General features: G+C 71.8%; 23 protein-coding genes. 18 read left to right on the forward strand and 5 right to left on the reverse strand.

What is annotated here, in order from left to right; translation table 11 throughout:
* Genes LQF12_RS02985 through LQF12_RS02995 form a run of 3 tightly spaced genes read left to right on the forward strand, consistent with a single transcriptional unit; the run spans position 1 to position 4,450 of the window.
* Positions 1–870 carry a carbohydrate ABC transporter permease gene (locus LQF12_RS02985; protein WP_231054519.1) on the forward strand — a complete coding sequence of 290 codons (870 nt, stop codon included), beginning with the start codon at positions 1–3 and terminating at the stop codon, positions 868–870.
* Positions 867–3,155 (forward strand): glycoside hydrolase family 3 protein, encoded by a 2,289-nt coding sequence (locus LQF12_RS02990; protein WP_231054520.1) that lies wholly within the window; start codon positions 867–869, stop codon positions 3,153–3,155. Before LQF12_RS02985 ends, LQF12_RS02990 begins: the two co-directional genes overlap by 4 nt.
* Positions 3,152–4,450: a glycoside hydrolase family 125 protein gene (locus LQF12_RS02995; protein ID WP_231054521.1), complete on the forward strand. Its 1,299-nt coding sequence runs from the start codon at positions 3,152–3,154 to the stop codon at positions 4,448–4,450. Before LQF12_RS02990 ends, LQF12_RS02995 begins: the two co-directional genes overlap by 4 nt.
* A gap of 37 nt (positions 4,451–4,487) precedes the next feature.
* On the opposite strand, the gene LQF12_RS03000 is transcribed toward LQF12_RS02995, so the two are convergent.
* A complete protein-coding gene (locus LQF12_RS03000; RefSeq protein ID WP_231054522.1) occupies positions 4,488–5,642 on the reverse strand; it encodes an ice-binding family protein in 1,155 nt (384 codons plus the stop codon).
* A gap of 375 nt (positions 5,643–6,017) precedes the next feature.
* On the opposite strand from LQF12_RS03000, the gene LQF12_RS03005 reads away from it, so the two are divergent.
* Both LQF12_RS03005 and LQF12_RS03010 read left to right on the forward strand, forming a co-directional pair.
* Positions 6,018–6,734, forward strand: a complete 717-nt coding sequence (locus LQF12_RS03005) for a YqeB family protein (RefSeq protein WP_231054523.1) — start codon at positions 6,018–6,020, stop codon at positions 6,732–6,734.
* The gene (locus tag LQF12_RS03010; protein WP_231054524.1) at positions 6,703–7,338 is read left to right on the forward strand and encodes a TetR/AcrR family transcriptional regulator; all 636 of its coding nucleotides are present in this window, start codon (positions 6,703–6,705) and stop codon (positions 7,336–7,338) included. Before LQF12_RS03005 ends, LQF12_RS03010 begins: the two co-directional genes overlap by 32 nt.
* Here LQF12_RS03010 and LQF12_RS03015 read toward each other — a convergent pair.
* Positions 7,293–8,942: a DNA repair helicase XPB gene (locus LQF12_RS03015; RefSeq protein WP_231054525.1), complete on the reverse strand. Its 1,650-nt coding sequence runs from the start codon at positions 8,940–8,942 to the stop codon at positions 7,293–7,295. The genes LQF12_RS03010 and LQF12_RS03015 overlap by 46 nt on opposite strands.
* A 29-nt stretch (positions 8,943–8,971) precedes the next feature.
* Positions 8,972–11,263, reverse strand: coding sequence for a helicase-associated domain-containing protein (locus LQF12_RS16400; RefSeq protein WP_290370722.1), 2,292 nt, complete (start codon positions 11,261–11,263; stop codon positions 8,972–8,974).
* Positions 11,264–11,388: 125 nt separating this feature from the next.
* Here LQF12_RS16400 and LQF12_RS03025 point away from each other — a divergent pair, with 125 nt between their 5' ends.
* The 5 genes from LQF12_RS03025 (at position 11,389) to LQF12_RS03045 (ending at position 14,915) form a co-directional block, all read left to right on the forward strand.
* A complete protein-coding gene (locus LQF12_RS03025) occupies positions 11,389–11,772 on the forward strand; it encodes a cold-shock protein (protein ID WP_231054526.1) in 384 nt (127 codons plus the stop codon).
* Between the two features lie 31 nt (positions 11,773–11,803).
* Complete coding sequence (locus LQF12_RS03030) at positions 11,804–12,601, forward strand: DUF3027 domain-containing protein (RefSeq protein WP_231054527.1); 798 nt, start codon at positions 11,804–11,806, stop codon at positions 12,599–12,601.
* A gap of 92 nt (positions 12,602–12,693) precedes the next feature.
* Positions 12,694–12,915, forward strand: coding sequence for a hypothetical protein (locus LQF12_RS03035; RefSeq protein ID WP_231054528.1), 222 nt, complete (start codon positions 12,694–12,696; stop codon positions 12,913–12,915).
* 79 nt (positions 12,916–12,994) lie between these two features.
* Complete coding sequence (locus LQF12_RS03040; RefSeq protein ID WP_231054529.1) at positions 12,995–14,212, forward strand: MFS transporter; 1,218 nt, start codon at positions 12,995–12,997, stop codon at positions 14,210–14,212.
* 31 nt (positions 14,213–14,243) lie between these two features.
* Positions 14,244–14,915 (forward strand): acVLRF1 family peptidyl-tRNA hydrolase, encoded by a 672-nt coding sequence (locus LQF12_RS03045; protein ID WP_231054530.1) that lies wholly within the window; start codon positions 14,244–14,246, stop codon positions 14,913–14,915.
* Between the two features lie 3 nt (positions 14,916–14,918).
* On the opposite strand, the gene LQF12_RS03050 is transcribed toward LQF12_RS03045, so the two are convergent.
* The gene (locus LQF12_RS03050) at positions 14,919–16,067 is read right to left on the reverse strand and encodes an ROK family transcriptional regulator (protein ID WP_231054531.1); all 1,149 of its coding nucleotides are present in this window, start codon (positions 16,065–16,067) and stop codon (positions 14,919–14,921) included.
* Between the two features lie 158 nt (positions 16,068–16,225).
* Here LQF12_RS03050 and LQF12_RS03055 point away from each other — a divergent pair, with 158 nt between their 5' ends.
* The 7 genes from LQF12_RS03055 to LQF12_RS03085 all read left to right on the forward strand — a co-directional run bounded on the left by LQF12_RS03055 (position 16,226) and on the right by LQF12_RS03085 (position 24,149).
* Entirely contained in the window at positions 16,226–17,500 is a 1,275-nt protein-coding gene (locus LQF12_RS03055) for an alpha-L-fucosidase (RefSeq protein WP_231054532.1), read from the forward strand.
* Positions 17,501–17,555: 55 nt separating this feature from the next.
* Positions 17,556–18,809, forward strand: a complete 1,254-nt coding sequence (locus tag LQF12_RS03060) for an ABC transporter substrate-binding protein (protein WP_231054533.1) — start codon at positions 17,556–17,558, stop codon at positions 18,807–18,809.
* Between the two features lie 3 nt (positions 18,810–18,812).
* Positions 18,813–19,739, forward strand: a complete 927-nt coding sequence (locus LQF12_RS03065; RefSeq protein ID WP_231054534.1) for a carbohydrate ABC transporter permease — start codon at positions 18,813–18,815, stop codon at positions 19,737–19,739.
* Positions 19,729–20,646, forward strand: coding sequence for a carbohydrate ABC transporter permease (locus tag LQF12_RS03070; protein ID WP_231054535.1), 918 nt, complete (start codon positions 19,729–19,731; stop codon positions 20,644–20,646). The genes LQF12_RS03065 and LQF12_RS03070 overlap by 11 nt, the downstream gene beginning before the upstream one ends.
* A 10-nt stretch (positions 20,647–20,656) precedes the next feature.
* Positions 20,657–22,192: a M81 family metallopeptidase gene (locus LQF12_RS03075; protein WP_231054536.1), complete on the forward strand. Its 1,536-nt coding sequence runs from the start codon at positions 20,657–20,659 to the stop codon at positions 22,190–22,192.
* The gene (locus LQF12_RS03080; protein ID WP_231054537.1) at positions 22,189–23,118 is read left to right on the forward strand and encodes an ROK family protein; all 930 of its coding nucleotides are present in this window, start codon (positions 22,189–22,191) and stop codon (positions 23,116–23,118) included. The genes LQF12_RS03075 and LQF12_RS03080 overlap by 4 nt, the downstream gene beginning before the upstream one ends.
* 110 nt (positions 23,119–23,228) lie before the next feature.
* On the forward strand, positions 23,229–24,149 hold the full coding sequence (locus LQF12_RS03085; RefSeq protein ID WP_231054538.1) for a cupin domain-containing protein: 921 nt from the start codon (positions 23,229–23,231) through the stop codon (positions 24,147–24,149).
* A 154-nt stretch (positions 24,150–24,303) separates the two neighbouring features.
* Here LQF12_RS03085 and LQF12_RS03090 read toward each other — a convergent pair whose 3' ends face one another.
* Positions 24,304–24,699 carry a RidA family protein gene (locus LQF12_RS03090; protein WP_231054539.1) on the reverse strand — a complete coding sequence of 132 codons (396 nt, stop codon included), beginning with the start codon at positions 24,697–24,699 and terminating at the stop codon, positions 24,304–24,306.
* A gap of 123 nt (positions 24,700–24,822) precedes the next feature.
* Here LQF12_RS03090 and LQF12_RS03095 point away from each other — a divergent pair, with 123 nt between their 5' ends.
* Entirely contained in the window at positions 24,823–25,788 is a 966-nt protein-coding gene (locus LQF12_RS03095) for a helix-turn-helix transcriptional regulator (protein ID WP_290370723.1), read from the forward strand.
* Positions 25,789–25,799 lie beyond the last annotated feature (11 nt).

The raw sequence follows: 25,799 nt of genomic DNA on the forward strand, positions 1-25,799 counted from the left end.
ATGACCACGACCACAGCTGCCCCGCGGAGGCGCAGGGTGCCCCGCACCGGCCGGACCGGCACGTACGCGAGCGGAGTGCTCGCCTGGGGCTACGCCGCCCTGCTGCTGATCCCCTTCTACTACTTCATCATCTCCTCGTTCAAGGACAACGAGCAGATCTTCACCGACCCGCTGGGCCTGCCCACCTCCCTGAGTCTGGACAACTTCGCCGAGGCGATCTCCAGCGCGGACCTGGATCGCGCCGTCATCAACTCGATCCTGGTCACCGGGTGCGCCCTGGTCCTCACCCTGCTGCTCGCGGTGCCCGCCTCCTTCGCCCTCGCCCGGGCGACCGGCCGCGCCGGCCGGGTGATCGAGCGGGTGTTCGCCCTCGGGTTCCTGATCCCCACCTTCGCCGCGCTGTTCCCGACCTTCCTGCTGGCCGCGGCCACCGGGCTGTTCCACACCCGGACCTTCATCATCTTCCTGCTCCCGGCCACGGCGATGCCGCTGGCGGTGGTGATCCTCACGCAGTTCATGCGTGCGGTGCCGCGGGAGCTGGAGGAGGCCGCCTCGATGGACGGCGCCTCACCCTCGATGGTGCTGCGCCACGTGTACCTGCCGATCTGCATCCCGGGCGTGGCCACCGTGGTGCTGCTGAACTTCCTCTCGTTCTGGAACGAGTACCTGTACTCGCTGATCATCATCGGACCCGACCCGGCCCAGCGCACGATCCAGGTGGCACTGCCCACCCTGAAGTTGACCACCGGCACCGACTACGGGGTGCTGATGGCCGGCACACTGTTCACGCTGCTCCCGGTCTACCTCGTCTACACGCTGCTGCAGCGCCAGATGCAGCGGGCGCTCCTGGCCGGAGCGGTCAAGGGATGACGGGCCCCGCCAGCGGCGTCGATGCCCACTCACCGGCGGTGGCCGACGCGCTCGCCGGGCTCAGCCGCACCGAACGGATCGGCCAGCTCAACCAGCGCCTCAAGGGCTGGGACGCGCTGCACGTGATCGACGGTCGCTTCGTGCTCACCGACACCCTCAAGCGCGAGGTGGACCGGTGGGGCGGGCTCGGCGCGCTCTACGGACTGCAACGCGCCGATCCCTGGTCGGGGGTGCACTGGGGCAACGGCATCCCGCCGGAACGCTCGGCCGAGGCCTACGCACTCGTGCAGGACTACGTGCGCAGCCACGGCAACGGCACCCCGGTGCTGTTCGTCGAGGAGGCGCCGCACGGCCTGCAGGGCCTCGGCGGCACGCTCCTGCCGGTCAACCTCGCCCAGGGTGCCTCCTGGGACGTCGACCTGGTCGCGGAGCTGGCCGGGCAGGTGGCGGCCGAGCTGCGCGCCCGCGGCGTGCACGTGGCGCTTCTCTCCGGACTGGACATGCTGCGCGACCCACGCTGGGGCCGGGCCGAGGAGTGCTTCTCCGAGGACGCCACGCTCAGCTCGGCGCTGATGGGCGCGACCGTGCGCGCCATGCAGGGCACCGGGCGCATCGACAGCGCTCACGTGGGCGTCGTGGTCAAGCACCTGGCCGCGCAGGGCGCGGGCATCGGTGGCCGCAACGGCTCCGGCGCCCCGATCGGGCGGCGCGAGCTGGCCGAGGTGCACCTGCCGGTGGCCCACCGCGCGGCGAGCGAGGGCGTGCTCGGCTACATGGCCGCCTACAACGACGTCGACGGCGTCCCGTGCGCAGGCAGCCACGCGCTGCTCACGCAGGTGCTGCGCCAGGCGTGGGGCTGGCAGGGGATCGTGATGGCCGACGGCACCGCGATTGACCGGCTGCTCGGCGCCACCCCGGATCTGCCCTCCGCGGCCGCGCTGGCGCTGCGCGCCGGTGTGGACCTGAGCCTGTGGGACGAGGCCTACACCCAGTTGGATGAGGCGCTCGAGCGCGGCCTGATCGAGGACGCCGACCTCGACCGTGCCGCCGCGCGGGTGCTCGGGGCGAAGGAACGCCTCGGCCTGCTGCAGGAGTCCGCCCGGCCGGACGACGCCGCGCCGGATCCGCCGCCGGGTGCCGATCGCGACCGTATCGACCTGCTGGTGCGCCGGCTGACCACCGAGAGCATGGTGCTGCTGCACGATGAGTCCGCGGTGCTGCCGCTGCGGCCGGGTCGGCTCGCCGTCGTCGGCCCGAACGCCCACGCGCTGGACGCCCAGCTCGGCGACTACACGGCCCCCCGGCCGGACCCGGACCCCGGCTCGAGCACGATCCTGGAAGGGCTGACCGAGCGCTTCGGCGACGTCGTGCACGAGCCGGGGAGCCTGCTGCGCGACCCGCTGCCCGGCGGCCTGGACCGGGTGCGCACCGCTGCGGCCGGGGCGGACGCGTGCGTGGTGGTCCTCGGCGGGTCCAGCCGGCGCCTGTACGAGAGCGACTTCGAGGGCAACGGCGCCGCGCGCTCGGTCGACCGGGGGATGACCAGTGGGGAGGGTGTCGACCTCGCCGACGTCGAGCTCGATCCCACCCAGCTCGACGTCGTCGCCGCGGCGCGCGAGGCGGGCCGCCCGGTGGTGGGCGTGCTGCTCACGGGGCGACCCCACGCCGTCGGGCGGCTGTGGGAGCTGTGTGATGCCCTGGTGCTGATGCCGTTCCCGGGTCGGCACGCCGGTGAGGCGCTCGCCGGTCTGCTCGCCGGGGACGAGGACTTCAGCGGTGCGCTGCCGGTGTCCATGCCGACCGCCTCGGGCGTGTTCCCGCTCGCGCACGACGAGCGGTGCGAGACCTCCCGCGGGTACGCGGACGTGACCGAACCGCGCGCGGTGCTGCTCGGCCACCGGGCCCCCGATGCCACCCGCATCGACCTTGCCCCGGGCGAGACGGCGATCGGAAGGCAGGCTCTGGCCGGCGGCAGGACCGTCGAGGTCACGGCCGAGGTGAGGAACGACGGCGCGCGCACCCGCCGGGTGGTGGTGCCGCTCTACGGCCGCCGGCTGCGCCTGGGGGTGCGACCGCGGGCGCGGCAGGTGCTCGACCTGGCCAGCGTTGAGGTGCCGGCGGGGGAGCGACGCACGGTCACCTTCCGGCTCGGGCTCGAGGCTCTGGGCGGCCGGGACGAGGACGGCGGGCCGGTGGCGCTGGCGCAGACTGTGCTGTGCTGGACCGACGGGGTGCGCACGCCTGGCGAGCATGTGCACCGGATCGAGATCGAGGAGGGCCGATGACCGCACCCGTACGCACCCTGGACCCGGTGCCCCCTCCGATCGCGCAGGCGATCGCCGCGCACGTGGCGCCCGTGACCGACGCTCTCGGCCGGCAGGTAGGCGAACGCGTCTTGGCCGCGCTGCACCGCACGCTGCGCGAGACGATCACCATCGATGGCGACGGCGTCTTCGTCATCACCGGTGACATCCCGGCCATGTGGTTGCGCGACTCCACCACCCAGCTGCTGCCCTACCTGCGCATGGTCGGCGGGTGCGCGCCGCTGGCTGACCTGGTGGCGGGCGTGCTGCAGCGCCAGTTCCGTCAGCTCGACCACGACCCGTACGCCAACGCCTTCAACCGCACCGCTAGCGGCGCCCACTACGAGCCCGCCGACCTCAACGACGATCCGTGGGTGTGGGAGCAGAAGTACGAGGTGGACTCCCTCGCCTTCCCGCTCCAGCTCGCGCACCGGTTCTGGCGCCTGACCGGCCGCACCGATCACCTGGACGAGCGGGCTCGCCGCGTGGCCGCCACCGTGATGGACCAGCTCACCCGCGAGCAGCGGCACCCCGAGCTCTCCCCGTACCGGTTCGAGCGCCCGGGGGCGATCGCCACCGAGACCCTGCCCGACGGCGGCCTCGGCAGTCCGGTCGGGTACACCGGGATGACCTGGAGCGGGTTCCGCCCCTCCGACGACGCCTGCACCTTCGGCTACAACGTGCCGGCCAACCTCACCGCCGCGCAGGCGCTGCTCGGCTTCGCCGAGGTCGCCGAGGAGGTGTGGTCCGAGGCTGCACTCGCCGCCCGGGCTCGCTCGCTGGCCGGCGAGTTGACGGCGGGGGTGGCTGAGCACGGGACCGTCGAGCACCCGCGGCACGGCCGGGTGTACGCCTACGAGGTGGACGGCCTCGGCGGGGTGCTGCTGATGGACGACGCGAACATGCCGAGCCTGCTGAGCCTGCCGATGCTCGCACCCGATGTGCTCGATCCGCAGATCTACCGCGCCACTCGCGCGCTGGTGCTCAGCACGGACAACCCCTGGTACTTCGCCGGGGCGGCCGGCGCCGGGATCGGCAGCCCCCACACCGGCCCGGACCGGATCTGGCCGATCGCGCTCGCGGTCCAGGGACTGACGAGCACCGACCCCGCCGAACAGCGCGAGCTGCTGGAGCTGATCGTGCGCACCGACGCCGGCACCGGGCACGTGCACGAGAGCTTCCACCGCGATGACCCCGCGGTGTTCAGCCGGCCGTGGTTCTCCTGGGCCGACTCGATGTTCTGCGAGCTCGCGCTGCAGATCGCCGCTGACGCGTAGCCGGTGATGCCTACGCCGTAGGCACGGGTCCGGTCGCTCAGTGCAGCTGCCGGCGGCGGACGAGGACGAGGACGAGGCCGACCAGCAGGAGGACCCCACCCAGGCCGAGCATCACACCGATCCACGGGCTGAGACCCGTCTCGGACAGCTCCTCCCCGGTGGTCTGGCTCGCCGTGGTCTCATCCGCCTGCGCATCCGCCTCAGCGCCGGTCCCGTCGTCGCTCGAGGAATCGCCTGCATTGCCGTCGGCACCGCTCGTCGCGCCACCGTCGCTGCCCGCCGCGTCATCGTCGCCGTCGGCCGCGACATCGTCCTGGCCGCCGGTCGAGTCACCGGCCGCGTCGCCGGTGGTCGAGCCGGTCGGGGACGTGGTCGGTGTCCCGGTGGGGGACGCCGTCGGTGTGCCGGTCGGCCCTGCTGTCGGGGATCCGGTGGGGCTCGGATCCCCGGTGGGGCCTCCGGTGGCTGTGGGTGTCGCCGTGGGTGTCCCGGTCGGTGTGGGCGTGGAGCTCTCGCACCCAGGTGCCGTGAAGACGTTGGTGTCCAGGGAGACCTGGGCGGTGCGCGCCAGGGCCCGGCCTTCGACCTCTGCCCCGGTGGTGACCGTGACCGAGGCCGACGCCATGATCGTTCCGACGAAGGTGGAGTCGGTGCCCAGGGTGGCCGAGGAACCGACCTGCCAGAACACGTTGCACGCCTGAGCACCGTTGATGAGATCGACGTCGCTGGCCGAGGCGGTGATCAGCGTGGAGGCGACCTGGAAGATGAAGACGGAGTCGGTGTTGCCCTGACCGTCCAGCGTCAACGTCCCGCTCAGCTCGAGTGGCCCGCTGGACCTGTAGACGCCGTCGGGCAGCGTCAGACCGACCAGGTCGCCGGTGACAGCAGCCGTGGGCGCCCGGCCTGCGGCATCGACGTAGGCGATCCCCAGGTCCGATTGGGCTTGGGCGGCGTGCGCGTCGCCGGCGTGCCGCGTCCCGCCGAACTCGCCGGGAGGAAATCCCGTGATCGCGCTGCCGGGGCTCACGCCGAGATCACCGTTCATGGTGGTCTCGCCGGTATTGGTCACGGTCTCGCCGCCGAGCACGGAATAACTCAGGGTGGTGCCGAGTCCCACCGTCGGCGTGGCGGCCGACGCCGGGACGGGGGCGAGGATGAGCCCGGCGAGAACGAGCACAAGCGTGATCGCCACAAGGGCCGCGGCGACGCCCCGATGATGAACTGTTCGCAGTTTGTCCGCGCCACTGATCGTCGAATGGGTCCCCATGATGGTGCCTCCGGTCGTTCGTGCGGCACGCCTCTCGTGGCGAGCACCAGCACTGGCGATCCGAAGCGAGTGGAAATCCGGGCTGCAAGAAAAGAGCCTGCTGAAGCCCCGATAATGGCGATCGTACCGCAATTTACTGGATTGCGATACGGGAAAAGCGAATGACAAAATCACGACGCGGTGTGAGGAATGGAAAAAGTGTCGACGGCTGCATTCCGGTCCGGGCGGCCCGTGCTGCGAACGCGGTGGGGCCGGGAGGCGGGTTCCAATTAGTAGAGTACGTGCTCTACTATTCGACCCATGGAGATCACCCACCTGCACCAGTCCCGCGCCGTCCCCCTCGGCTTCGGGCTGGCGGTCCTGGCGCCCGGTGTCGGTCTCGGGTTCGGCGGGCCGGCGCTGGCCGCCTGGTTGGTCGGGCTGATCGAGCGCTCGCCGCTCCCGGTTCCGGGTCTGCTGGAGGTGATCGCCGGCCTGCCATGGGCCTGGTCGATTCCGATCGGCGTGCTGCTCGGAGTGGTCGGCGGCGTGCTCCTCGCGATGACGATCGTCCATGAGGCGCTGTCGCTGACCGTGGCGACCGACCATCTGGAGTACCGCCAGGAGGGGCGGGAGGGGTGGATCGAGCGCGCCGAGGTGGCGAGCATCCACCCGGACGGGCGGGACGTCGTCGTGCTCGATGAGCGGGGCCGCGTGCGGGCCCGGCTGAATGCCGAAGCGCTCGAGAGCGCCTCGCTGGCTCGCACTCTGCGCGAGTTCGACTACCCATGGCGGCAGGAGGATCCGTTCGAGGGCGACTACCAGCGCTGGATGGACGGACGCCCCGGGTTCAGCGCGGCCGAGCATGCGCTGATCGGGCGGTGGCAGGAGGCGCGGCGTAAACCGAGGGAGCGCACCGAGGCCGAGGCAGCGCTGCGGGAGGCGGACCTGGCGGTGCGCTACCGGGACGGCCGGGTGCAGGTCCGGAGGGTGGGAGGAGCCGGGCGTGGCGCGGACAGTCGACCCGCAGCGTCATGAGGCCCGCCGCCTGCAGATCATCGATGCGGCCCTGACCGTGATCACTGCCCGCGGCTACGATCGCGCCACCACCGCCGCGATCTGCCGGGAGGCGCGGATCGGATCGGGCACCTTCTTCCACTACTTCCCGACCAAGGTGGAGGTGCTGCTCGCCATCCTGGAGCTGGGCACCGACGATGTCAGCCGGCTCCGCGATGCTGTCGCACGCATCGAGGATCCGATGGCAGCCGTGCTGCGGATCGTGGACCAGCTGATCGAGGACGCGAGCGACCCGCGCCTGGCGGGGTTCGTGCGCGCCGTCGCGGCCGTCATGACGCAGGAGCGCGTGGCAGCGGCCCTCGAGGCGGATGAGCGAGCCCAGCGCGAACTCCTGGGGGAGTGCCTGCAGCGCGGGCAGGGCGCCGGCCGGATCCGTACCGACCTGTCGATCGAGCGGCTGGTCTCCTGGGTGCGGCTGCTGATGGACGGATTCCTGGAGCAGATCGCGACCGATCCGGCGTTCACCGCCGCACGGGAGGGCCCGATGCTGCGGGAGATGGTGCGTGGCGTGCTGGCGCCTCAGGCGCCGGTTCCGAGCAGGTCCTCGGCGTCGACGATCGAGTAGGCGTAGCCCTGCTCGGCTAGGAACCGCTGCCGGTGGGCGGCGAACTCCTGGTCGACGGTGTCGCGGGTGACGACCGCGTAGAAGTGGGCCTTGCGCCCGTCGGCCTTGGGCCGCATCACCCGGCCGAGGCGTTGGGCCTCCTCCTGCCGGGAGCCGAACGAGCCGGAGATCTGGATCGCCACCGCCGCCTCGGGCAGGTCGATGGAGAAGTTCGCCACCTTGCTGACCACCAGGGTGTGGAGATCACCGGTGCGGAAGGCCTCGAACAGCCGCTGGCGCTCGGGCACGGTGGTGCTCCCGGTGATGACGGGCGCATCGAGGGCCTCGCCGAGCTCGGTCAGCTGGTCGATGTACTGGCCGATGATCAGCGTCTGCTCGCCGAGGTGCTTCTTCAGCAGTTCGCGCACCACGGCCGTCTTCGCCGGCGCGGTGGCCGCGAGTCGGTAGCGGTCCTCCGGCTCGGCGATCGCGTAGGTCATCCGGTCGGAGTGCGCGAGGTCCAGCCGCACCTCGGTGCAGTCGGCCGGGGCGATGTAGCCCTGCGCCTCGATGTCCTTCCATGGCGCGTCGTAGCGCTTGGGCCCGATGAGGGAGAACACCTCGTCCTCGCGGCCGTCCTCACGCACCAGCGTGGCGGTCAGCCCGAGGCGCCTGCGGGCCTGTAGGTCCGCCGTCATCCGGAAGATCGGGGCGGGCAGCAGGTGCACCTCGTCGTAGACGATGAGCCCCCAGTCGCGCGCGTCGAGCAGGTCCAGGTGCGGGTAGGTGCCCTTCCGCCGGGTGGTGAGCACCTGGTAGGTGGCGATGGTGACCGGCCGGATCTCCTTGCGGGCGCCGGAGTACTCGCCGATCTCCTCCTCGGTCAGGGAGGTGCGCCGCACCAGCTCGTCGCGCCACTGCCGGGCGCTGACGGTATTGGTCACCAGGATGAGCGTGGTGGTACCCGACTGGGCCATCGCCCCGGCTCCGACGAGCGTCTTTCCTGCCCCGCAGGGAAGCACGACGACGCCGCTGCCGCCGTGCCAGAACGTGTCCACCGCCTCCTCCTGATAGGGCCGCAGCGACCAGTCGGCGGTGTTGAGGGTGATCTCGTGCTTCTCGCCGTCGACGTAGCCGGCGAGGTCCTCCGCCGGCCAGCCGAGCTTGACGAGCACCTGCTTGAGGTGGCCACGCTCGCTCGGGTGCACGACGACGGTGGTGGCGTCGACCTTCGCCCCCACCAGGCCGGCGGTGCGCTTGGAGCGCAGCACCTCGTGCAGCACGGGCTCGTCGAGGGCGTGCAGCACCAGCCCGTGGGTGGGGTGCTGCATCAGCTGCAACCGTCCATAGCGTGACATCGTCTCGGCGATGTCGACCAGCAGCGCGTGCGGCACCGGATAGCGCGAGTACTGGATCAGGGTGTCGACCACCTGCTCGGCGTCGTGGCCGGCGGCGCGGGCGTTCCACAGCCCCAGCGGGGTGAGCCGGTAGGTGTGGATGTGCTCGGGCGCCCGCTCGAGCTCGGCGAAGGGCGCGATGGCGCGCCGGCAGGCGCCGGCCTGCTCGTGGTCGACCTCGAGCAGCAGGGACTTGTCGGACTGGACGATGAGGGGGCCGTCGGGCATCAGATCAGTGTCTCACCTGCGCGCGCGCCTCACCCGACCGGGCGCACGGCTACGATCCGGTGCGGAGCGACCGTGATGTCGGCCTCCCGGCGCACGTCGCGCACCCGCACCCAGCCACCGTCCACGGCGAGCGGCAGCACCACGCGCGTCTGCGTGCCCCCGCGGCCACCGGCCACCTCGAGCTCCACCGAGGTGCCGCTGCGTGCCGCCATCCGCAGCGCCTCCAGCGTGTGCGAGGCGTCCGTGTCGTCGACGGCGCGTGCCCGGTCGGCGAGCAGGTGCCGGGCCCGCTCCTCCCCGGCGCGCATGTGCCGGACGACCTCGGCCGCCGATGGCGTTTCGGGTGACTCCTCCGCCATGGCCGGGTGTGGTGCCCGGGCACGGGTGCGGGGGATCGCAATCGTGGCCCCGTCGGGACCTTCCAGCACCGGGTTCGCGCCCGCGTCCCGCAGTGCTGCCACCAGTTCGGCCGGCTCCGCGCGGGCGATGAGTACGGTGGGCGCGATGGCGCGCAGCCCGAGCCCGCCGAGTGCCGGCTCGCCGAGCAGGCGGGCGGCGGTGGACTCGTCGACCCGCACGAACGAGCGTGCGGTGCCCACCCGGACCTGCCCGTGGGTGCGGGCGGTGTCATGGATCAGGTACTCCAGCGGCTGCGGCACGTGCCGGGACGCGGCGCGCAACCGTTCGAGCAGGTCTCCCGCGGAGGAACCCTGCTCGAGTGCCCGGCGCACGCTCGCGGCCGTGAAGCGCACGGTCACCGCCGCGCCCTGGCTCTCCACCTCTGCCGCCTGCGCCAGCAGCGCCGCCAGCGCGGGCCCGGGGCGGCCGGGCACGACGCCGGTGAGGTCGCCCTGCAGGATCAGGTCCTCGACGGCGGGGGGTAGCTGGGCCCGGAAGGCCTCGGCCATGGCCGTCCGGACGCTTGCGTCCGGCTCGGTCTCCTCGGCGTCCGCACGCTCCGCCTCGGGCCCGCCCAGGGCATCCACCAGCACCCGGCCTGCGCCCGTCAGGGCTCCCGCCCCGGTCAGTCCGAGGGCTGCCACCTCCGCCAGCACCGCCTCGACCGCAGCCTGCGGGGGTACTGATCGCGCGCTGAACCAGCCGAGGCGCTCGCGCACCGCCTCCGCCCCGGGGGCGCCGCCGGCCGGCCAGGCCGCGAGCGTCGCCAGCACCCGGCGCCGCAGCACCGGTGCCCAGTGGCGCTCCAGGGACGGGCCGAGCGCCGAGCGCAACGTGCCGCGGTCATCCCGGGTGCCGGCCAGCCACGGAGTTCGCCGCCATCGCACCCAGCCGAGCACGAGCTCTGCCCATCGCGACGGGAGATCCCCCTCCGCCCACTCCTCGGTGGCCGGAGTAGGCGCCCACGCCGACCCGTCGTCGTCGTGCAGGCGGCCCACCAGGCCGAGCATCGCGGCCAGTTCCACCGCGAGCGTGGTGCGCGTGGGGTCGGCGTCCACGGCCACCGCCAGCTGCCGGATCTCCCGCACGCCCACGCCACCGGCCCGCAGCACCCGGGGCGGCCGGTTGCCCCAGTGCCCGAGGGTCTTCTCGATCTGCCCGAGCAACTCCTCGGTGGCGCGCACCGATTCGGCCGCCACTGTCGCCTCGTCCCGGGTGGGGGCAGGGTCCAGCGCTGCCGTGGAGGGCAGTGAACGCACCAGCCGGCCTCCGCGGGCGGCGATCCCGACCTCACGCGGCAACACCAGTTCGGTGCCCGATCGCCGGACGAGCACGTGGTGGTCGAGCAGCCAGCGGGCGGAGGCGGGGATGTCGTGGGCGACCGTGCCGACCGGCGGACCCCAGGTCAGCGCCTCGAGCATCCGGCGGGCGCCGTCGGGCGCGGCGACCATCACCTCGGCGAGGGCATGGGTCGTGGTCGGCCACCCCGCGTCGGGGCGGGCACCCAGCTCCACCAGCGGCGGCCCCAGACCGAGCGGGTGGGACCCGACGGCCTCGGCGAGGCCGGGCACGGGGTGGAGGCGGTCGCCGTCGGTACTCAGCAGGGCGAGCCCGCTCAGGGCGGCCAGCGGGCGTGCCAGATCCGCGCGGCTACCTCCGACGGCGGCCGCGAGCGTCTGCGCATCGGCGCCCCCCGGCAGCAGCACCAGTGCCTCGGCGACCGTGGCGGTCGGGGAGTCGAGGGTGGTCAGCGCCCGCTGCATCGATCCGCGCGCCCCGGCCCGGCTCGCGAGCGCGGTGATCGAGGTCGGGGGTGGGGTGGCCAGATCCGGCCGGCGGCGCAGCAGGGCGGCGAGGGCGGCGTCGTCCCAGCCGCGCAGGACCTCCGCGAGGTCGGGCGCGGGGAACACACCGGTGGACATCCTGATGAGTCTACGGCCGGCCCGATATTGCGGTCGCACCGGTCCGGGCGGGCCCGGTAAACTCAGTCGGCGAGTGTGCCCCTGGCGCGCTCGCTCTCGATCCCGTCAAGAGTCAGGACATCCTCGTGCCCACCGGCAAGGTCAAGTACTTCGACGCCGACCGTGGTTTCGGCTTCATCGCCGCCGACGACGGCGGCGAGGTCTTCCTCCACGCCTCGGCGCTCCCGGCCGACGTCACCGCGCCCCGCAAGGGCAGCCGAGTCGAGTTCAGCGTCGCGGACGGGCGTCGTGGCCCGCAGGCGCTGTCGGTCACGCTCCTGGACCCGGTCCCCTCGGTGGCCAAGGCCAGGCGCCGGCCCGCCGACGAGATGGCCCCGATCGTCGAGGACCTGATCAAGTGGCTCGACAAGGCCGGCGGACGCCTGCGCTCGGGCCGCTACCCGGAGTCGGCCGAGTCGGCCCAGCTGGCCAAGCTGCTGCGCGCCGTGGCCGACGAGTTCGACGCATGAGCACCCACCCCCAGCCCGAGGAGGGCACCGCATGACCACTGCCACGTTCACCGGGAAGGCGTCCCCCGGGCGCCGTCCCACCAAGGATGCGGTGCTCGAGGGTGCGGTCGAGCTCGCGCGCGAGGCGCTGACCTCCACCACCGACGGCGTGGGGGAGCACCTCGGGTTCGCGCTCGAGTCCGAGCGGCTGGGGATCCACTCCTTCGCGGTGACCATGCCCGGCTACCTGGGGTGGCGCTGGTACGTCTCGGTCTCGCGCGCTCCGCGCTCGCGCACGGCGACGGTGTGCGAGAGCGGGCTGTTGCCCGGAGAGGGCGCGCTGCTCGCCCCGGAGTGGTTACCGTGGTCGGAGCGGCTCGCCCCCGGTGACCTCGGTCCCACCGACCGGTTGCCGCACGTGGCCGAGGACGACCGGCTCGAGCGCGGCTACGTCGCCACCGGGGACCCGGAGACGGACCGGCTGGCGATCGTCGAACTGGGGCTGGGCCGCGACCGGGTGATGAACGCCAAGGCGCTCGACGCCGCCGCGACCCGCTGGTACCACGGGTCGCAGGGCCCGGAGTCCAGCGGAGCGCGCGCGGCCGAGAAATGCTGCGCCTCGTGCGGCTTCCTCGTCCCGATCGCCGGCTCCCTCGGTCAGCTGTTCGCGGTGTGTGCCAACGAGTGGTCACCCGACGACGGCAAGGTCGTCTCCCTCGACCACGGGTGCGGTGCGCACTCCGAGACCGACGTCGCCCCGCAGGGCCATGAATGGTCCCAGAGCGACCTGGTCCTGGATGAGGACCGCATCGTCGTCGTCGACGGCGAATCCTCTTCCGGCGAGTCCTGAGGTTTGCTTCTGTTCGAGCGACCAACGGTCGCTACGCTAGGGGCACAGGCACCGGCGTTCGGGAGTCGGTGCCGTAACGAGAGGACAGACCAATGCGGGGCAACTTCAAGGCGCGACGCGCCATCGCAGCCGTGGCGGCCGGTATCGGCCTGCTGCTGGCAGCACCGGTCGCAGCGAATGCTGCAACCCTCGGCTCCGCGCCCTCGGTCGCGGACAGCAAGTCGACGGTGATCTCGGCCAGCAAGCCGGTCTTCGGCGGCGGCGGGTTCACCATCGAACGGCGTGGTGGGGGCGGAGACGAAGAAGTCATCTGATCCGAGCGACAAGGGCGAGCGGTCCGCTTCAGCGGGCCGCTCGCCTGCTGCCGCCCCTTCCGGCTCCTCCCGGCCCGGGGTGACGGCGCTGCGTCCGCTGATCCGCGGGGTCTACCTGCCGGCGCTGCTGTTCAGCGTCGGAATCGGCGCCATGACACCGATGGTGGTGGTCAGCGCCACCGCGCTCGGGGCCAGCGGTGCGACGGCAGCGCTGCTGGCCGCGCTGATCCCGGTCGGGCACATCCTCGCCGACCTTCCCGCCGGTGCGCTGACATCCCGGTTCGGCGAACGCGCCACGATGATCGCCTCCTCGGCAGTGGCGATGGCGGCCCTGACCGCGTGCGCCCTGGCCCCGAACCTGGTGGTGCTGGGCGCGGGCGTGCTGATCGTGGGGGCGACGGCCGCCGTCTACGGGCTCGCCCGGCAGGCGTACCTGACCGAGGTGATCCCGCCGATGCAGCGCGCCCGGGCGCTCTCCTCGCTCGGCGGGGTGGGCCGGATCGGCATCTTCGTGGGCCCGTTCCTGGGCGCCGCGCTGGTGCTCGGCCGCCCCGATCCTGCGCCGTCCTACTGGCTGGCGGTGGCCACCTCGCTCGCCTCGGCGCTGGTGGTCTGGCGCGCGGCCCCGCACGAGCCCTCCCGCGCACCGGCCCGCGGGCACACCGCCGATCGTCCGCGGGCCTCCATCCGGTCGGTCTTCCGTGACCACCGCGCCGTCTTCCTCACCCTGGGCACCGCGGTGGTGCTTGTGGGGTCGATGCGCGGGGCGCGCCAGACCGTGCTGCCGCTGTGGACCGAGAGCCTCGGCTACGCCCCGGCGGTGACGAGTGTGGTCTTCGGCATCGCCGGCGCCGTGGACATGCTGCTGTTCTACCCGGCCGGCAAGATCATGGACCGGATGGGCCGGCTCTGGATCGCCGTCCCCTCGATGCTCGTGACGGGTCTGTCGATGCTGTTCCTGCCGTTCGCCGAGACGCTGCTGACGGTGAGCATCGTGGCCGTCCTGCTGGGCCTGGGCAACGGCATCGGCTCCGGGGTGCTGATGACCCTCGCCGCCGACACCTCCCCCGAGCACGGCCGCCCCCAGTTCCTGGGAGTCTGGCGGCTCTACTCCGACGCCGGGATGGCGGCCGGCCCGCTGGTGGTCTCGGCCGGTGCCGCGCTCGGATCACTCGCCGCGGGGATCGGGGCCACCGGCGGGCTAGGGTTGCTGGCCGTGCTCGCGCTGTGGCGATGGGTACCGCGCTGGAGCGTGCACGCCAACCGCAGCACCCGGCGCCGGGCCGGCATCGGCTGAGCCGTGTCGCGGCGTCTGCCACGATGCCCGGGTGGAACGCCGACTCGAGATCAGTGCTGCCCGGCTGCCCGGCTGGGTGGACCGCTTCGCCAAGGGCCACCCCGGCACCACCGCCGAGGTGGAGGTGGACCGGCTGCACCTGCGCGCACCCGACGGCGCCCGGGCGCACCTGAACGCCTGGCCGGGTGCGAGGCCGCCGGCCGGGCCGCAGAGTCCGCCCGGAGGCGCGGGAATCGGTGACTGGGCCGAGCTCGGCCGCTGGGCGGCCGGCCCGGACGCACTCGCGATCGTGCTGGTGCGCCGAGGCGGCTGGTCGGTCGGGATGGCCTCGGGTGAGGAGCTGGTGCGCCACCGGACCGGCCGGCGCTACGTCCAGTCACGCACCGCGGCCGGCGGCTGGTCCCAGCAACGCTTCGCCCGACGGCGCGGCAACCAGTCCGATGCGCTCGTCGCCCGCGTGGCCACCGCCATGGCCGAACTGTGGGCAGCGGCGGAGGTGACGCCGTCGGGCCTCGTGCTCGGCGGTGACCGGGCGCTCGCGGCAGGGGTGCTGGAGGAGATGCCCGAGCTCGCGCGGCGAACCCTGACCGCCGTGCCACGGCGCGAGTTCTACGACCTGCCCGATCCCCGGCTGGTGGTGCTGCGCACGGCCCTCGCGCGGGCCCGGTCGGCGGTGATCGACGTCCTCGACCCCACCCGCTGAGCATCAGCGACCGAGCCGGAACAGCGACTCGTCGAGCATCCGCACCACGCCGGTCAGGCTGGCGTCCGCGCCCAGCAGCGCCGGCTCGATCACCAGTGACCGGGTCATCATCGGATGGGACCCGGCGTAGAGCTGGCTGCGGATCGCCGAGACGAACGGCTCGAGGGTGGCCAGCGCCCCACCCAGGTAGACCGCCCCGGGATTGAAGAAGTTCACGACGGCGCACAGCACCTCGCCGAGGTGCCGCCCGGCGGTGCGGGCGAGCGTGGTGGCGACGGGGTCGGCGTCGCGCACGTGGGCGAGCACGTCCGCCGTCGTGCTGACGGCGTACCCCTGCTCGCGCAGCAGCCGGACCAGTGCCGCGCCCGAGGCCACCGTCTCCAGGCAGCCGAGGTTGCCGCAGGAGCACGGCGTCTCCCCGGCGGCGCTGACGCGGGTGTGGGTGATGTCCCCGGCCACCCCGCCGGCGCCGTGGTAGACGGTGCCGCGTACCACGATCCCGGCACCGATCGCCGTGCCCGCCTTGACGGTGACGGAGTGCTCCGCCCGCTCGGTCCGGGCGAAGTGCTCACCGAGCGCCATCGCGTTCGCGTCGTTCTCGACCACGCCCGGTACGCCGGTGGCGTTCTCGAGCAGACGTCCGATGTCATGCCCCTGCCACCCGGGCATGCGGGAGGGGCTCTCCACGGTGCCCCGGTCCACGTCCACGGGCCCTGGTAGCGAGATCCCGGCACCGACCAGACGTCCGGCCCCGGCGGAGTCGGCGGCCAGAGCGGCGAGCGCGGTGGCCACGGAGCCGATGACACCCGGAGCGCCTTCGCCCAGGTCGACCGCGATCTCGCGGGTCGCCACGATGCCCGCCCCGCGTCGCACGAGTCCGATGCGGGCGTGCGCGCCACCGAGATCGATGGCGCCGAGGTACTCGTCCCGATCGGTCAGGCGCAGTTCACGCGGGCGGCGACCGCCGCTGGACTCCCCGGACTCGCCTTCGACGAGGCGCCCGTCGGTGAGCAGTGCCTGCACGTGCTGGGACACCGTGGAGGGGGACAGATCGAGCGCATCGGCCAGCTCGCGGCGCGACCGTGCCCGGCCGGAGCCGATGAGCATGAGGATCTCGTCCTGCGCCGCGGCCGTGCTCTTTCGTCGGGACATGACCGCAGGATACCCGGATGAAGTGAACTTCATGCGGAACAAAAGTAACTTCTTCGTGACACTTAAGCCATGGACAACAAGAACATCGGATGTCTAGCGTAGGAAGTACGCGGAGTTCCGACGGTGGAACACGACACGGCGAAGGAGTACCTCACACGATGGCGCACGCGCATGACTGGTTCACGCACGACCGTTTCGGTCTGTTCATCCACTTCGGGCTCTACAGCCTGCTCGGCCGGCACGAGTGGGTGATGACGCACGAGCGCACCGCCCCCGAGGAGTACGAGAAGAACGCGCGGTTCTTCGACCCGGACCAGTTCGATGCCGCGGCCACGGCCAGGGCGGCCAAGGCCGCCGGGATGCGCTACGCCGTCCTGACGGCCAAGCACCACGAGGGCTTCGCGATGTACGACACCGCACTCTCGGACTACAGCTCGGCGGCCACCTTCGGGCGCGACATCGTGGCCGAGTACGTCGAGGCCTTCCGTGCCGAGGGACTGAAGGTGGGCCTGTACTACTCGCTCATCGACTGGCACCACCCGGACTTCACCATCGATTACCACCACCCGCTGCGGGACCGGGAGGATGCACGCGCGCTGAACGAGGGCCGGGACATGGCCCGCTACCGCGAGTACCTTCACGGCCAGGTCCGCGAGCTCCTGACGCGCTATGGCCGCATCGACTACCTGTTCTACGACTTCAGCTACGTGGAGGAGCGTGAGGGCTGGGCGGGCAAGGGGCCGCAGGACTGGGACTCCGAGGGCCTGCTGGCGATGACCCGCGAGCTGCAGCCGGACATCATCGTCAACGACCGGCTGTGGATCCCCGGCGATCTGGTCACCCCGGAGCAGTATCAGCCGGACGGCCCCATGACCTCCGGCGGCACGGAGGTCATGTGGGAGGCCTGCCAGACGCTGAACGGCTCGTGGGGATACGACCGCGACAATCTCGACATCAAGTCCCCCGACCTGTTGCTGCGAATGCTGGTGGACACCGTGTCCAAGAACGGCAACCTGCTGCTGAACATCGGGCCCGACGGCCGGGGCGGGATCGCCCCGCGTGACCAGGCGTCGCTGCAGGCGCTCGGGGACTGGATGCGCCTGCACGAACGGTCGGTGATCGGCGCCGGCGCGGCCGGGTTCGAGGCGCCCTCGGGCACGGTCCTGACCCGCAACGGTGACCGCCTCTACCTGCACCTGCTGACCTGGCCGTTCGGCCACGTCCACCTCGCCGGCCTCGCCGACAAGGTCGCCTTCGCGAGGTTCCTGCACGACGGCTCCCAACTGCGGGCCACTCAGACCGACCCCGACCAGCAGGCCTGGAACACCGAGCCCGGCGGGCAGGCTCCGGGCACCCTGACCCTCCACCTGCCCACGACCCGGCCGGATGTGGCCATCCCCGTGGTCGAACTCTTCCTCACCGCAGACGCGTGAGGCCCCTCCCATCGAGATTGGACGAAGGATGAAGATCAGCAGATCTCTGGCAGCAATGACCGCTGCAGGAACCGCGCTGGCGCTCGGAGCCTGCGGGACGCCGTCGGGAAGCGGCGACGGAGGCAACGGCGGCGGCGGAGGTGACAACTCCGGCGGCACCTCGGTCACGTGGGACATGTGGGCCGGCAGCGAGTCCGACATCGAGGCCCTCGAGGCCCAGCTCGCGATCGCGCAGGAGGAGAACCCCGACCTGGACATCTCCCTGCAGCACTCGCCCTGGAACGACTACTTCACCAAGCTGACCACCAACCTGGCCTCGGGCAACGTCGCCTGCGTGACGTCGATGAACGGCCAGCGCCTGTCCGGCTACCACGAGGCGTTCATGCCGCTGGGCGAGGAGGAGCTGGCCACGGCCGGAATCGACCCCGCCGACTTCACCGAGGGCTCACTGGACATCATGAGCTACGACGGTGAGCTCTACGGCATCCCCTACGACGTGGCCGCGATGCTGCTCTATTACAACAAGGACATGTTCGCCGAGGCCGGCGTTGACGAGCCCGAGGCGGGGTGGAGCTTCGAGGACTTCGAGGCCACCCTGGACGGCCTGGGCACGGACGGCACCGCGTTCGGCATGGGCATGGGGGAGTTCCAGTGGATGTCGCTGCCCATCGCCCAGGCGGGGGTGCAGCCGGTGACCGAGTCCGGTGAGCTGGCGCTGACCGACCCCGCCTTCGTGGAGGCTTCCGAGTGGTACGCCTCCATCGCCACCGAGGGCCACGGCTCCCTGCCGCCCTCGGCCTCCGACACCGGCTGGGGTGAGCAGGAGTACCAGGCCGGCAACGTCGCCATGGCGGTGGACGGCACCTGGAACGCCGTCAGCTACCTGAACAACGAGGCCGGCTTCGCCGCCGGCATGGCCGACCTGCCCGCAGCCGACGGCGAGCGCCTGGGCCTCGTACTCGGCTCCGGCTACGGGATCTCGGCCGACTGCGAGAACCCGGAGGCGGCGCTGCAGGTGCTCGGCTCGCTCGTGGGTGAGGCCGCCCAGGACCAGATCGCCTCCTCGGGCCGCAGCTACCCGGCGCGGACCAGCTCCCAGCCGCTGTACTTCGACTCTCTCGACGAGGAGGTGCGGGACGAGGTCCAGACCACCTTCGACGCCGTCTTCACCGGCCTGGAGGGCCAGCGCACCACCGACGACTGGGCGCAGGTGAACGAGGCCGTCCAGCCGAACCTGGTGACCGTCTACACGGAGCAGTCGACGATGACCGAGGTGCTGGAGCAGGCACAGCAGCAGTTCGGCGACTGATCGATGACTGCGACCGAGGCTCCTGCGGCGCCGCCCCGGCGCGCCCAGAGCAGGTTGCGGCGGATCGAGTCCCGCCAGGCGCTGGGGTTCATCTCCCCGGCCCTGGCGGGGCTGACCGTCTTCACGATCGCCCCGGTGGTGCTCTCGATCGTGATGAGCCTGTTCGAGTGGCCGGCGTGGGGGGATCGCTCCTTCGTGGGCGTGGGCAACTACGTCGAGCTGTTCACCAGCCATCCCGATTTCTGGCCGGCGCTGCGCAACTCGGCCATCTTCACGGTGCTGTTCGTGCCGTTGAACCTGGCGGTGTCGCTGACCCTCGCGCTGCTGCTGAGCCCGCGGATCAAGGGCCGGGCGGTCTTCCGGGTGCTGTTCTTCATCCCGGTGGTGACCCCGATGGTGGCCAATGTGCTGGTGTGGAAGATGCTGCTGCAGCCGAACGGGCTGTTCAACGGGATCTCCACCTCGGCCTTCGGGATCGAGCTGCCGAGCTTCCTCAGCCATCCGCAGTGGGCGATGGTGATGGTGGTGGTGATGTCGGTGTGGCAGGGGATGGGCTACAACATGCTCATCTTCTGCGCGGCGCTGGAGCAGCTGCCCGAGTCGGTGCTGGAGGCCGCCCGGCTCGACGGCGCGACCGGGTGGCGGATGTTCGCCCGGATCACCGTGCCACTGCTGAGCCCGGCGATCTTCTTCACGACGGTGATGACGATGATCACCTCGATGCAGGTGTTCGTCCAGCCGCAGCTGCTGACCGGGGGCGGCCCGGGCAACGCGACCATCCCGATCGTGATGTTCATCTACGAGCAGGCCTTCACCTTCCAGCAGATGGGCCTGGCCGCAGCCGCTGCGTGGATCCTGTTCGCGATCATCATCGCGCTGACGGCGCTGCAGTTCTCGGCGCAGAAGAGGTGGGTGCACTATGAGGTCTGAGGTCATCGCCGACGTGACCGGTCGTCCGGGTGAGCTGCAGGTGGCCCCGGCGGCGGATCCGAGCCCGCAGAAGCAGAAGCAGCCCGTCACCGCCGGCACGGTCATCGCCTACGTGTGCGTGGTGCTGGCCGCGGTGATCTTCGCGATCCCGCTGATCTATGCGGTGTTCTCGGCGCTCAAGCCCAACGATCAGATCTTCGCCGTCCCGCCCACGCTGGTGGGGGAGGAGGTGCGATGGTCCAACTTCGCCGAGGTGTTCCGGTTCGGGCCGTTCTGGACCTACATCGGCAACTCCTTCTTCGTGGCGATCGCAGGCACGATCGTGGTCAACGTGGTCTCGACCACGGCGGGCTATGCGTTCGGACGGTTGCGCTGGCGCGGCCGGGACGTGGTCTTCGTGCTCTTCCTGGTCACCCTGATGGTGCCGCAGGAGGTGCTGGTGGTGCCGATGTTCCAGCTGATGCAGTGGTTCGGCTGGGTGAACACCCCGCAGGCGCTGATCCTGCCGTTCGCGTTCACCGCCTTCGGGACCTTCCTGCTGCGCCAGTTCCTGCGCGGGATCCCCTACGAGCTGGAGGAGGCGGCCCGGGTGGACGGCGCCGGCCCGGTCCGCTCGTTCGTCTCGATCATCCTGCCGCTGGCCCGTTCGGCGGTTGCGGTGCTGACCGTGTTCACCTTCATCACCTTTTGGAACAGCTACCTGTGGCCGCTGATCGTGGTCAACGACTACGGCTATCTCGGCACCCTGCCGATCGGTCTGGCGACCTTCGCCGGGCAGTTCGGTACCCGGTGGGACCTGCAGATGGCCGCCTCGATCATCTCGATGATCCCCACCACCATCCTGGTGATCGTGCTCCAGAAGCACCTCGTCAAGGGCATCGCAACCGCCGGCATCGCCGGCAGATAAGAGGAGTGGCATGACACAGCGACCACGGGTCGCGATCGTCGGTATCGGGATCGAGTCCAGCGCCTACGCCGCTCACCGCGCGGGCTACCAGGACTTCCCGCTGCTCGAGGAGGCCGAAGTCCTCACCCGCTACCCGTTCCTGGCCGCGGGCGAGCCGCTGCGCGAGGCGGCGGAGTGGATCGGGGTGCTGGTCACCAAGGCGATCCCGGGTGGGCAGGTGCGCACCGAGGTCTACCAGGATTTCCGGGAGCGGATCGTGGCCGGCCTGCGCGCCGCCCGCGCGCAGGCGCCGCTGGATGGGGTGTATCTCGACATCCACGGCGCCATGAGCGTGGTCGGGATGAGTGACGCCGAAGGGGACCTGGTCGAGGCGGTGCGCGGCGCCGTCGGGCCGGGGCCGGTGATCGCGGCCCCGATGGACCTGCACGGCAACCTCTCGCAGCGGTTCGTGGCCGCGGTGGACCTGCCGACCTGCTTCCGCATGGCCCCGCACGAGGACGCATGGCAGACGCGCGAGCGCTCCGCCCGGGACCTGCTCGCCTGGGTGGGCCGCGCCGGCCGACCGGTCCGGGCGTGGGTGCCGGTGCCGATCCTGCTCGCGGGCGAGCAGACCTCGACGCGGGTGGAGCCGGCCCGCAGCCTCTACGGGCGCATCCCCGCGGTCACCGAGCGGACTGGTATCACCGACGCCTCGATCTGGATCGGGTACGCGTGGGCGGACGAGCCACGCTGCCACGCCTCGGTGCTGGTGACCGGCCAGGACGAGGGCGCCGTCGCCGCGGCCGCCGAGGAGCTGGCCGGCGCATTGTGGGACGTGCGGGAGGAGTTCGAGTTCGTCGGTCCCATCGCCGGCCTGGACGAGGCGATCGACGCAGCCCTTGCCCACCATGCCGGCGGTGGCGGGCGGCCGTACCTGATCAGTGACTCCGGCGACAATCCCGGAGCCGGTGGCTCCGGTGACGTCACCTGGACCCTCACCCGGGTGCTGGCGCGGGCCGACCTGATCGCCGACGCGGCGCCGGTGACCTACGTGGCCTCGGTTTTCGACGCCGAGGTGTTCGATAACCGGGACACCGGCCTGGCGGCGCGGGAGGTGGGGGACACTGTCGATGTGAACGTCGGAGCGCGGGTGGACGACCGGGTCAGCCCTCCGGCGCGCGTCCTTGGCGTCCTGCACGGCCTGCACACCGATCCGGTGGCGGGTCGGGTGGCCGTGATCCGCGTGGGCGGCGTCCACGTGATCGTGACCGAGCGACGCAAGGCGTTCCACGCCACCGACGATTTCGCCCGGCTCGGGCTCGACCCTGCGGCTGCGGACCTCATCATCACCAAGATCGGCTATCTGGAACCGACGTTGCACGCCATTGCGCAGGGGTGGACGCTCGCGCTCACCCCCGGCCCGGTGGACCAGGACATCGCGCGGCTCGGGCACGAGCGGATCCGGCGTCCGATGTTCCCCTTCGACACCTTCGTGAGCCCACCGGAGCTGCGAGCGCAGATCTTCACCCGCGCGGGCGAGACCGCCGGCGTCCGGGGCGCCCGGTGACCGGGGTGCTGGGGATCGACTACGGAGCCACGCAGACCAAGCTGCTCCTGGTCGAGGCGGGCGCCACGGAGGTCCTGGACCGGCGTGCCGTCCCGACCGGGCGGCTGGCGGACCTGGCCGCCGCGGTCGCCGGTGTGCAGGCCGATCACCCGGTGGGGCGGTTCGGGCTCACGATCGCCGGCACCCTGGACCCGCACTCGGGACTGGTGGGCCGCAGCACCAACATGCCGTGGCTGGACGGGCTCGACCCGGCAGCGGCGCTCGCGGCGCAGGTCGGCATCCCCGGTGTGGCCGTGCAGGACGGCACCGCCATGGCGCTCGGGGAGGCCACCCTCGGTGCCGGCCGGGACTGCCGCGACGTCTTCGTGATCGCCCTGGGTACCGGAGTCGCGGGCGCGCATGTGGTCGACGGGGAGGTGCGGGCCGGGGCGCACGGAGGTGCCGGTGAGATCGGGCATGTGGCGGTCGGAGCACCGCACGAGTGCTCCTGCGGGCAGGTCGGCTGCCTGGAGACGTTGATCGGCGGTGCCCACGTCGGACGCCGATGGCTGCAGGAGCGATCGACCACCGGCGAGACCCCCACGGCGCTGGACGTGGTCCTGGCGGCCGAGGCCGGGGATCGCGCCGCCCGCACGGTGCTGCGGCGGGCCACGGACGGGCTCGCCCGTGCCATTCTGCAGGCCAGCGCCCTGCTCGATCCGGGGATGATCGTCGTCGGCGGCGGGTTGGCGCGGTCCCCGCGCTGGACGGTCCATCCCGCGGTCGAGGCGGCCGAGCGCGCCGCCACCTTCCACCACCTGCCCGAGATCAGGACCGCGGCCCTCGGCGTGTGGGCGGGTGCGCACGGGGCCGTGCTGGCCGCGGGGGAGAGGTGGCCTGCGCCGTCGGACGCCGCTGCTGCCCCTGCAAGGTTCACCGCACCGTAGGCGCACGGCCACGCCCTGTTCGTTTCCGCCGGTGATGCTGCACAGGCAGACGATGTCGATGTATGCCGAGGCAGGCATGGCCGATCCGGCCGGCAGGGGGGAACCTGGCGATGAGAGTGCGCGCTCAGCGGGAGAGCGGCGCACCCGCGCGCGCCGCCGGACGGCGCGGGGAGGACCCGGGCCGGGTCTGGTGGATGCGCGCCGACCACCCCCTACCCCTGCAGTTGCGGCGCGGGCAGGACGGGCCGGTCCGGATCGTGGCAGCGACCCCGGCCACGGTCCTGACCGGTTTCCGTGATCCCGCCGAGGTGGCCCAGGACCTGGAGACGCTGGGCGTGTACGGGCTGGCCGACGTGATCTCGGTGCTGCGCCGGCCCGACCGGGGTGAGGCGCTGTTGTATGCGCTGGGGCTCATCTTCGCGACCGGGCGGGCGGCGCAGATCTCCCTCGCCCGCCGGGTGGCGGACGCAGCGCCGGGGTGCACCGGGCGCCCGGCGCTGACCCGCCTGCTCGGCGTCGCTCGGCACCACCCGGACGACCCCGGGCTGCTGGTGACGACCTTCCTGCACGAGATCAGGCTCAGCCCCGGTGAGGTCCTCGATGTCGGGCCCGGTGCGGTCCACGGCATGCTCACCGGCCGTGCCCTGCACATCGCGGCGCTGCGCGGACGGCCCATCACCGTCGGTCTCTCGCTCGAGCCGGTGCCGACGCAGGAGGTGCTGCAGCGCCTGCAGCCGCGGGTGGGACCGGGCCGCCTCGTGCCCGGGGTGGGGCGCGGGGGCGTGGTGCGCTACCCGTCGCTGCGGGGGGTCTCGCTCACGCAGGTGAGCGGTGAGGCTGACCTCGAGGCCGGTGGCGAGGCGGATGTCGTGGCGCTGGACGGGCCGGGCTGGGTGCACACCGATGAACGGGCGGTGCTGCGAGCCGGGCAGGTGCTGGCCGTCCCGGCGGGGCGGTTGCGGCTCGGTACCGGTGGGCGGATCGCGCTTGTGGAGAGCTGCGACGAGGGCGCCGGCGACGTGCTGTCGTAGGCGTAGTGGGGTCGATGACGAGACGTACGACATGGTGACGGTGGCGGGGAGGGGGAGCGCCGTTCTGCGTGAGATATGGCGCTCGTCGGGATTGATGGACGGCCGGCGGGGCCAACCCGCCGGCCGCCCAGTGGTGAGAAGTGAGGAGGTCGCGCTACGCGACAGCGGTTCCTTCGAGCTCGATCACCTGACCGGGTATCGCCAGTCGGGATACTTCGAGCATCGTGGTCGTGGGAGAGACTCCGGCGGCCCCGAGCTTCCCGGCGAGCACGCCATAGTGGGGGAACAAGGCGTCCGCATCCGTGGTGTAGACGTTGAGGCGGACCAAATTCGCCAGTGACATGCCCGCCTCGGCGAGCACCGCCTCGAGATTGGCCACCGCGAGCGCGAGCTGGGCCGCGACGTCCCCCTCGTGCTCGGGCCGGCCGTCCTTGCCCATCGCCGTCTGTCCCGAGATGTACAGCGTCCGTGTCGCTCCCGAGACGACTTCGCCCTGATTGAAGCCCATCTCCTGCGACCACGTCACCGGGTTCACTGCCGTGCGTTCCATGGGTTCTCCGATCGTCCATCGTGCATGTGCGCGGCGGCCCCAAGGCCACCGGCTTTGGCTGCACATCCAGGTTCACAACAAATCACGACACGTTGTGTCGTGATTTCTGGTAGAGAGTGCACTATGCGGGCAGACCGACTCGTCTCGCTGGTGTTGCTCCTGCGCCAGCGAGGTCGCATGACCGCGGACCAACTGGCGCATGAGCTTGAGGTGTCCGCGCGTACAGTGCTCCGTGACATCGACGCGCTCTCGACCGCGGGCGTCCCCGTCTACGCAGAGCGTGGCCGCCACGGCGGCTACACGCTGTTGTCCGGGTTCCGTACAGAGCTGACCGGCCTGAACCACGACGAAGCCCTCGCGCTGCTCACCGCAGGATCCGACCGCGCGGAGAAGGTTTTCGGGCTCAGCGCGCCGCTGGCCTCTGCGATGCGCAAGGTCGTCGACGCGCTACCCGAGGGACACCGCGCGAGACTCGCCGAGGCTGCCGGCCGGTTCTTGGTCGAGCCTGCGAACGACCTGCTGTCACGACGGGCGGTGACCGAGGTCCTGGCCGACGGGGTGATGGGCGAGGTCCGCGTTGCGGTCATCTCCGGACGTCGCCTCCGCTTCTCCTACGCAGCACCCGGCACATCGCCGAGCCCCCGCACCGTCGACCCCGTCGGCCTGGTCACCGTGCGCGGCCGCACCTATCTGCTGGCGACCAAGTCCGGGCACGACCGCACGTACCGGCTATCGCGGATGGTCAGCGCCGAAGCACTCACCGATCCGGCACAGCGTCCTGCGCAGGTCGACCTCGACCGCATCTGGGCCGAGCGCGGTGCTCAGTTCCTCTCCGAGGACCACATTCCCGTGGTCGTCCGGGTCCGATCGCCACGCCACGATGAACTCCTGGGTACCGTGCGGACCGTGCGGGCGCAGGAGTCGCAGCCCGACGGCTGGGTCCGACTCGAGGTGACGTTCGAGGACATTCGGCATGCGGTCTGGGCGGTGTGGCAACTCGATACGGATGCCGAAGTACTGGCACCGGAATCCGTCCGCCATGAGTTGCACCTGCGCGCCGAGGCGCTCAGGACCCGATATCAGCCCTGACCGGCGGTCCG

The sequence above is a fragment of the Ruania suaedae genome, from assembly GCF_021049265.1.
GTDB lineage: Bacteria > Actinomycetota > Actinomycetes > Actinomycetales > Beutenbergiaceae > Ruania > Ruania suaedae.

Bases quoted from the DNA above. Each gene is read 5' to 3' on its own strand.
- LQF12_RS02985 (WP_231054519.1), top strand. From the start codon at position 1: ATGACCACGACCACAGCTGCCCCGCGGAGGCGCAGGGTGCCCCGCACC.
- LQF12_RS02990 (WP_231054520.1), top strand. From the start codon at position 867: ATGACGGGCCCCGCCAGCGGCGTCGATGCCCACTCACCGGCGGTGGCC.
- LQF12_RS02995 (WP_231054521.1), top strand. From the start codon at position 3,152: ATGACCGCACCCGTACGCACCCTGGACCCGGTGCCCCCTCCGATCGCG.
- LQF12_RS03005 (WP_231054523.1), top strand. From the start codon at position 6,018: ATGGAGATCACCCACCTGCACCAGTCCCGCGCCGTCCCCCTCGGCTTC.
- LQF12_RS03015 (WP_231054525.1), bottom strand. From the start codon at position 8,942: ATGCCCGACGGCCCCCTCATCGTCCAGTCCGACAAGTCCCTGCTGCTC.
- LQF12_RS16400 (WP_290370722.1), bottom strand. From the start codon at position 11,263: ATGTCCACCGGTGTGTTCCCCGCGCCCGACCTCGCGGAGGTCCTGCGC.
- LQF12_RS03030 (WP_231054527.1), top strand. From the start codon at position 11,804: ATGACCACTGCCACGTTCACCGGGAAGGCGTCCCCCGGGCGCCGTCCC.
- LQF12_RS03035 (WP_231054528.1), top strand. From the start codon at position 12,694: ATGCGGGGCAACTTCAAGGCGCGACGCGCCATCGCAGCCGTGGCGGCC.
- LQF12_RS03050 (WP_231054531.1), bottom strand. From the start codon at position 16,067: ATGTCCCGACGAAAGAGCACGGCCGCGGCGCAGGACGAGATCCTCATG.
- LQF12_RS03055 (WP_231054532.1), top strand. From the start codon at position 16,226: ATGGCGCACGCGCATGACTGGTTCACGCACGACCGTTTCGGTCTGTTC.
- LQF12_RS03060 (WP_231054533.1), top strand. From the start codon at position 17,556: ATGACCGCTGCAGGAACCGCGCTGGCGCTCGGAGCCTGCGGGACGCCG.
- LQF12_RS03065 (WP_231054534.1), top strand. From the start codon at position 18,813: ATGACTGCGACCGAGGCTCCTGCGGCGCCGCCCCGGCGCGCCCAGAGC.
- LQF12_RS03070 (WP_231054535.1), top strand. From the start codon at position 19,729: ATGAGGTCTGAGGTCATCGCCGACGTGACCGGTCGTCCGGGTGAGCTG.
- LQF12_RS03075 (WP_231054536.1), top strand. From the start codon at position 20,657: ATGACACAGCGACCACGGGTCGCGATCGTCGGTATCGGGATCGAGTCC.
- LQF12_RS03085 (WP_231054538.1), top strand. From the start codon at position 23,229: ATGAGAGTGCGCGCTCAGCGGGAGAGCGGCGCACCCGCGCGCGCCGCC.
- LQF12_RS03090 (WP_231054539.1), bottom strand. From the start codon at position 24,699: ATGGAACGCACGGCAGTGAACCCGGTGACGTGGTCGCAGGAGATGGGC.
- LQF12_RS03095 (WP_290370723.1), top strand. From the start codon at position 24,823: ATGCGGGCAGACCGACTCGTCTCGCTGGTGTTGCTCCTGCGCCAGCGA.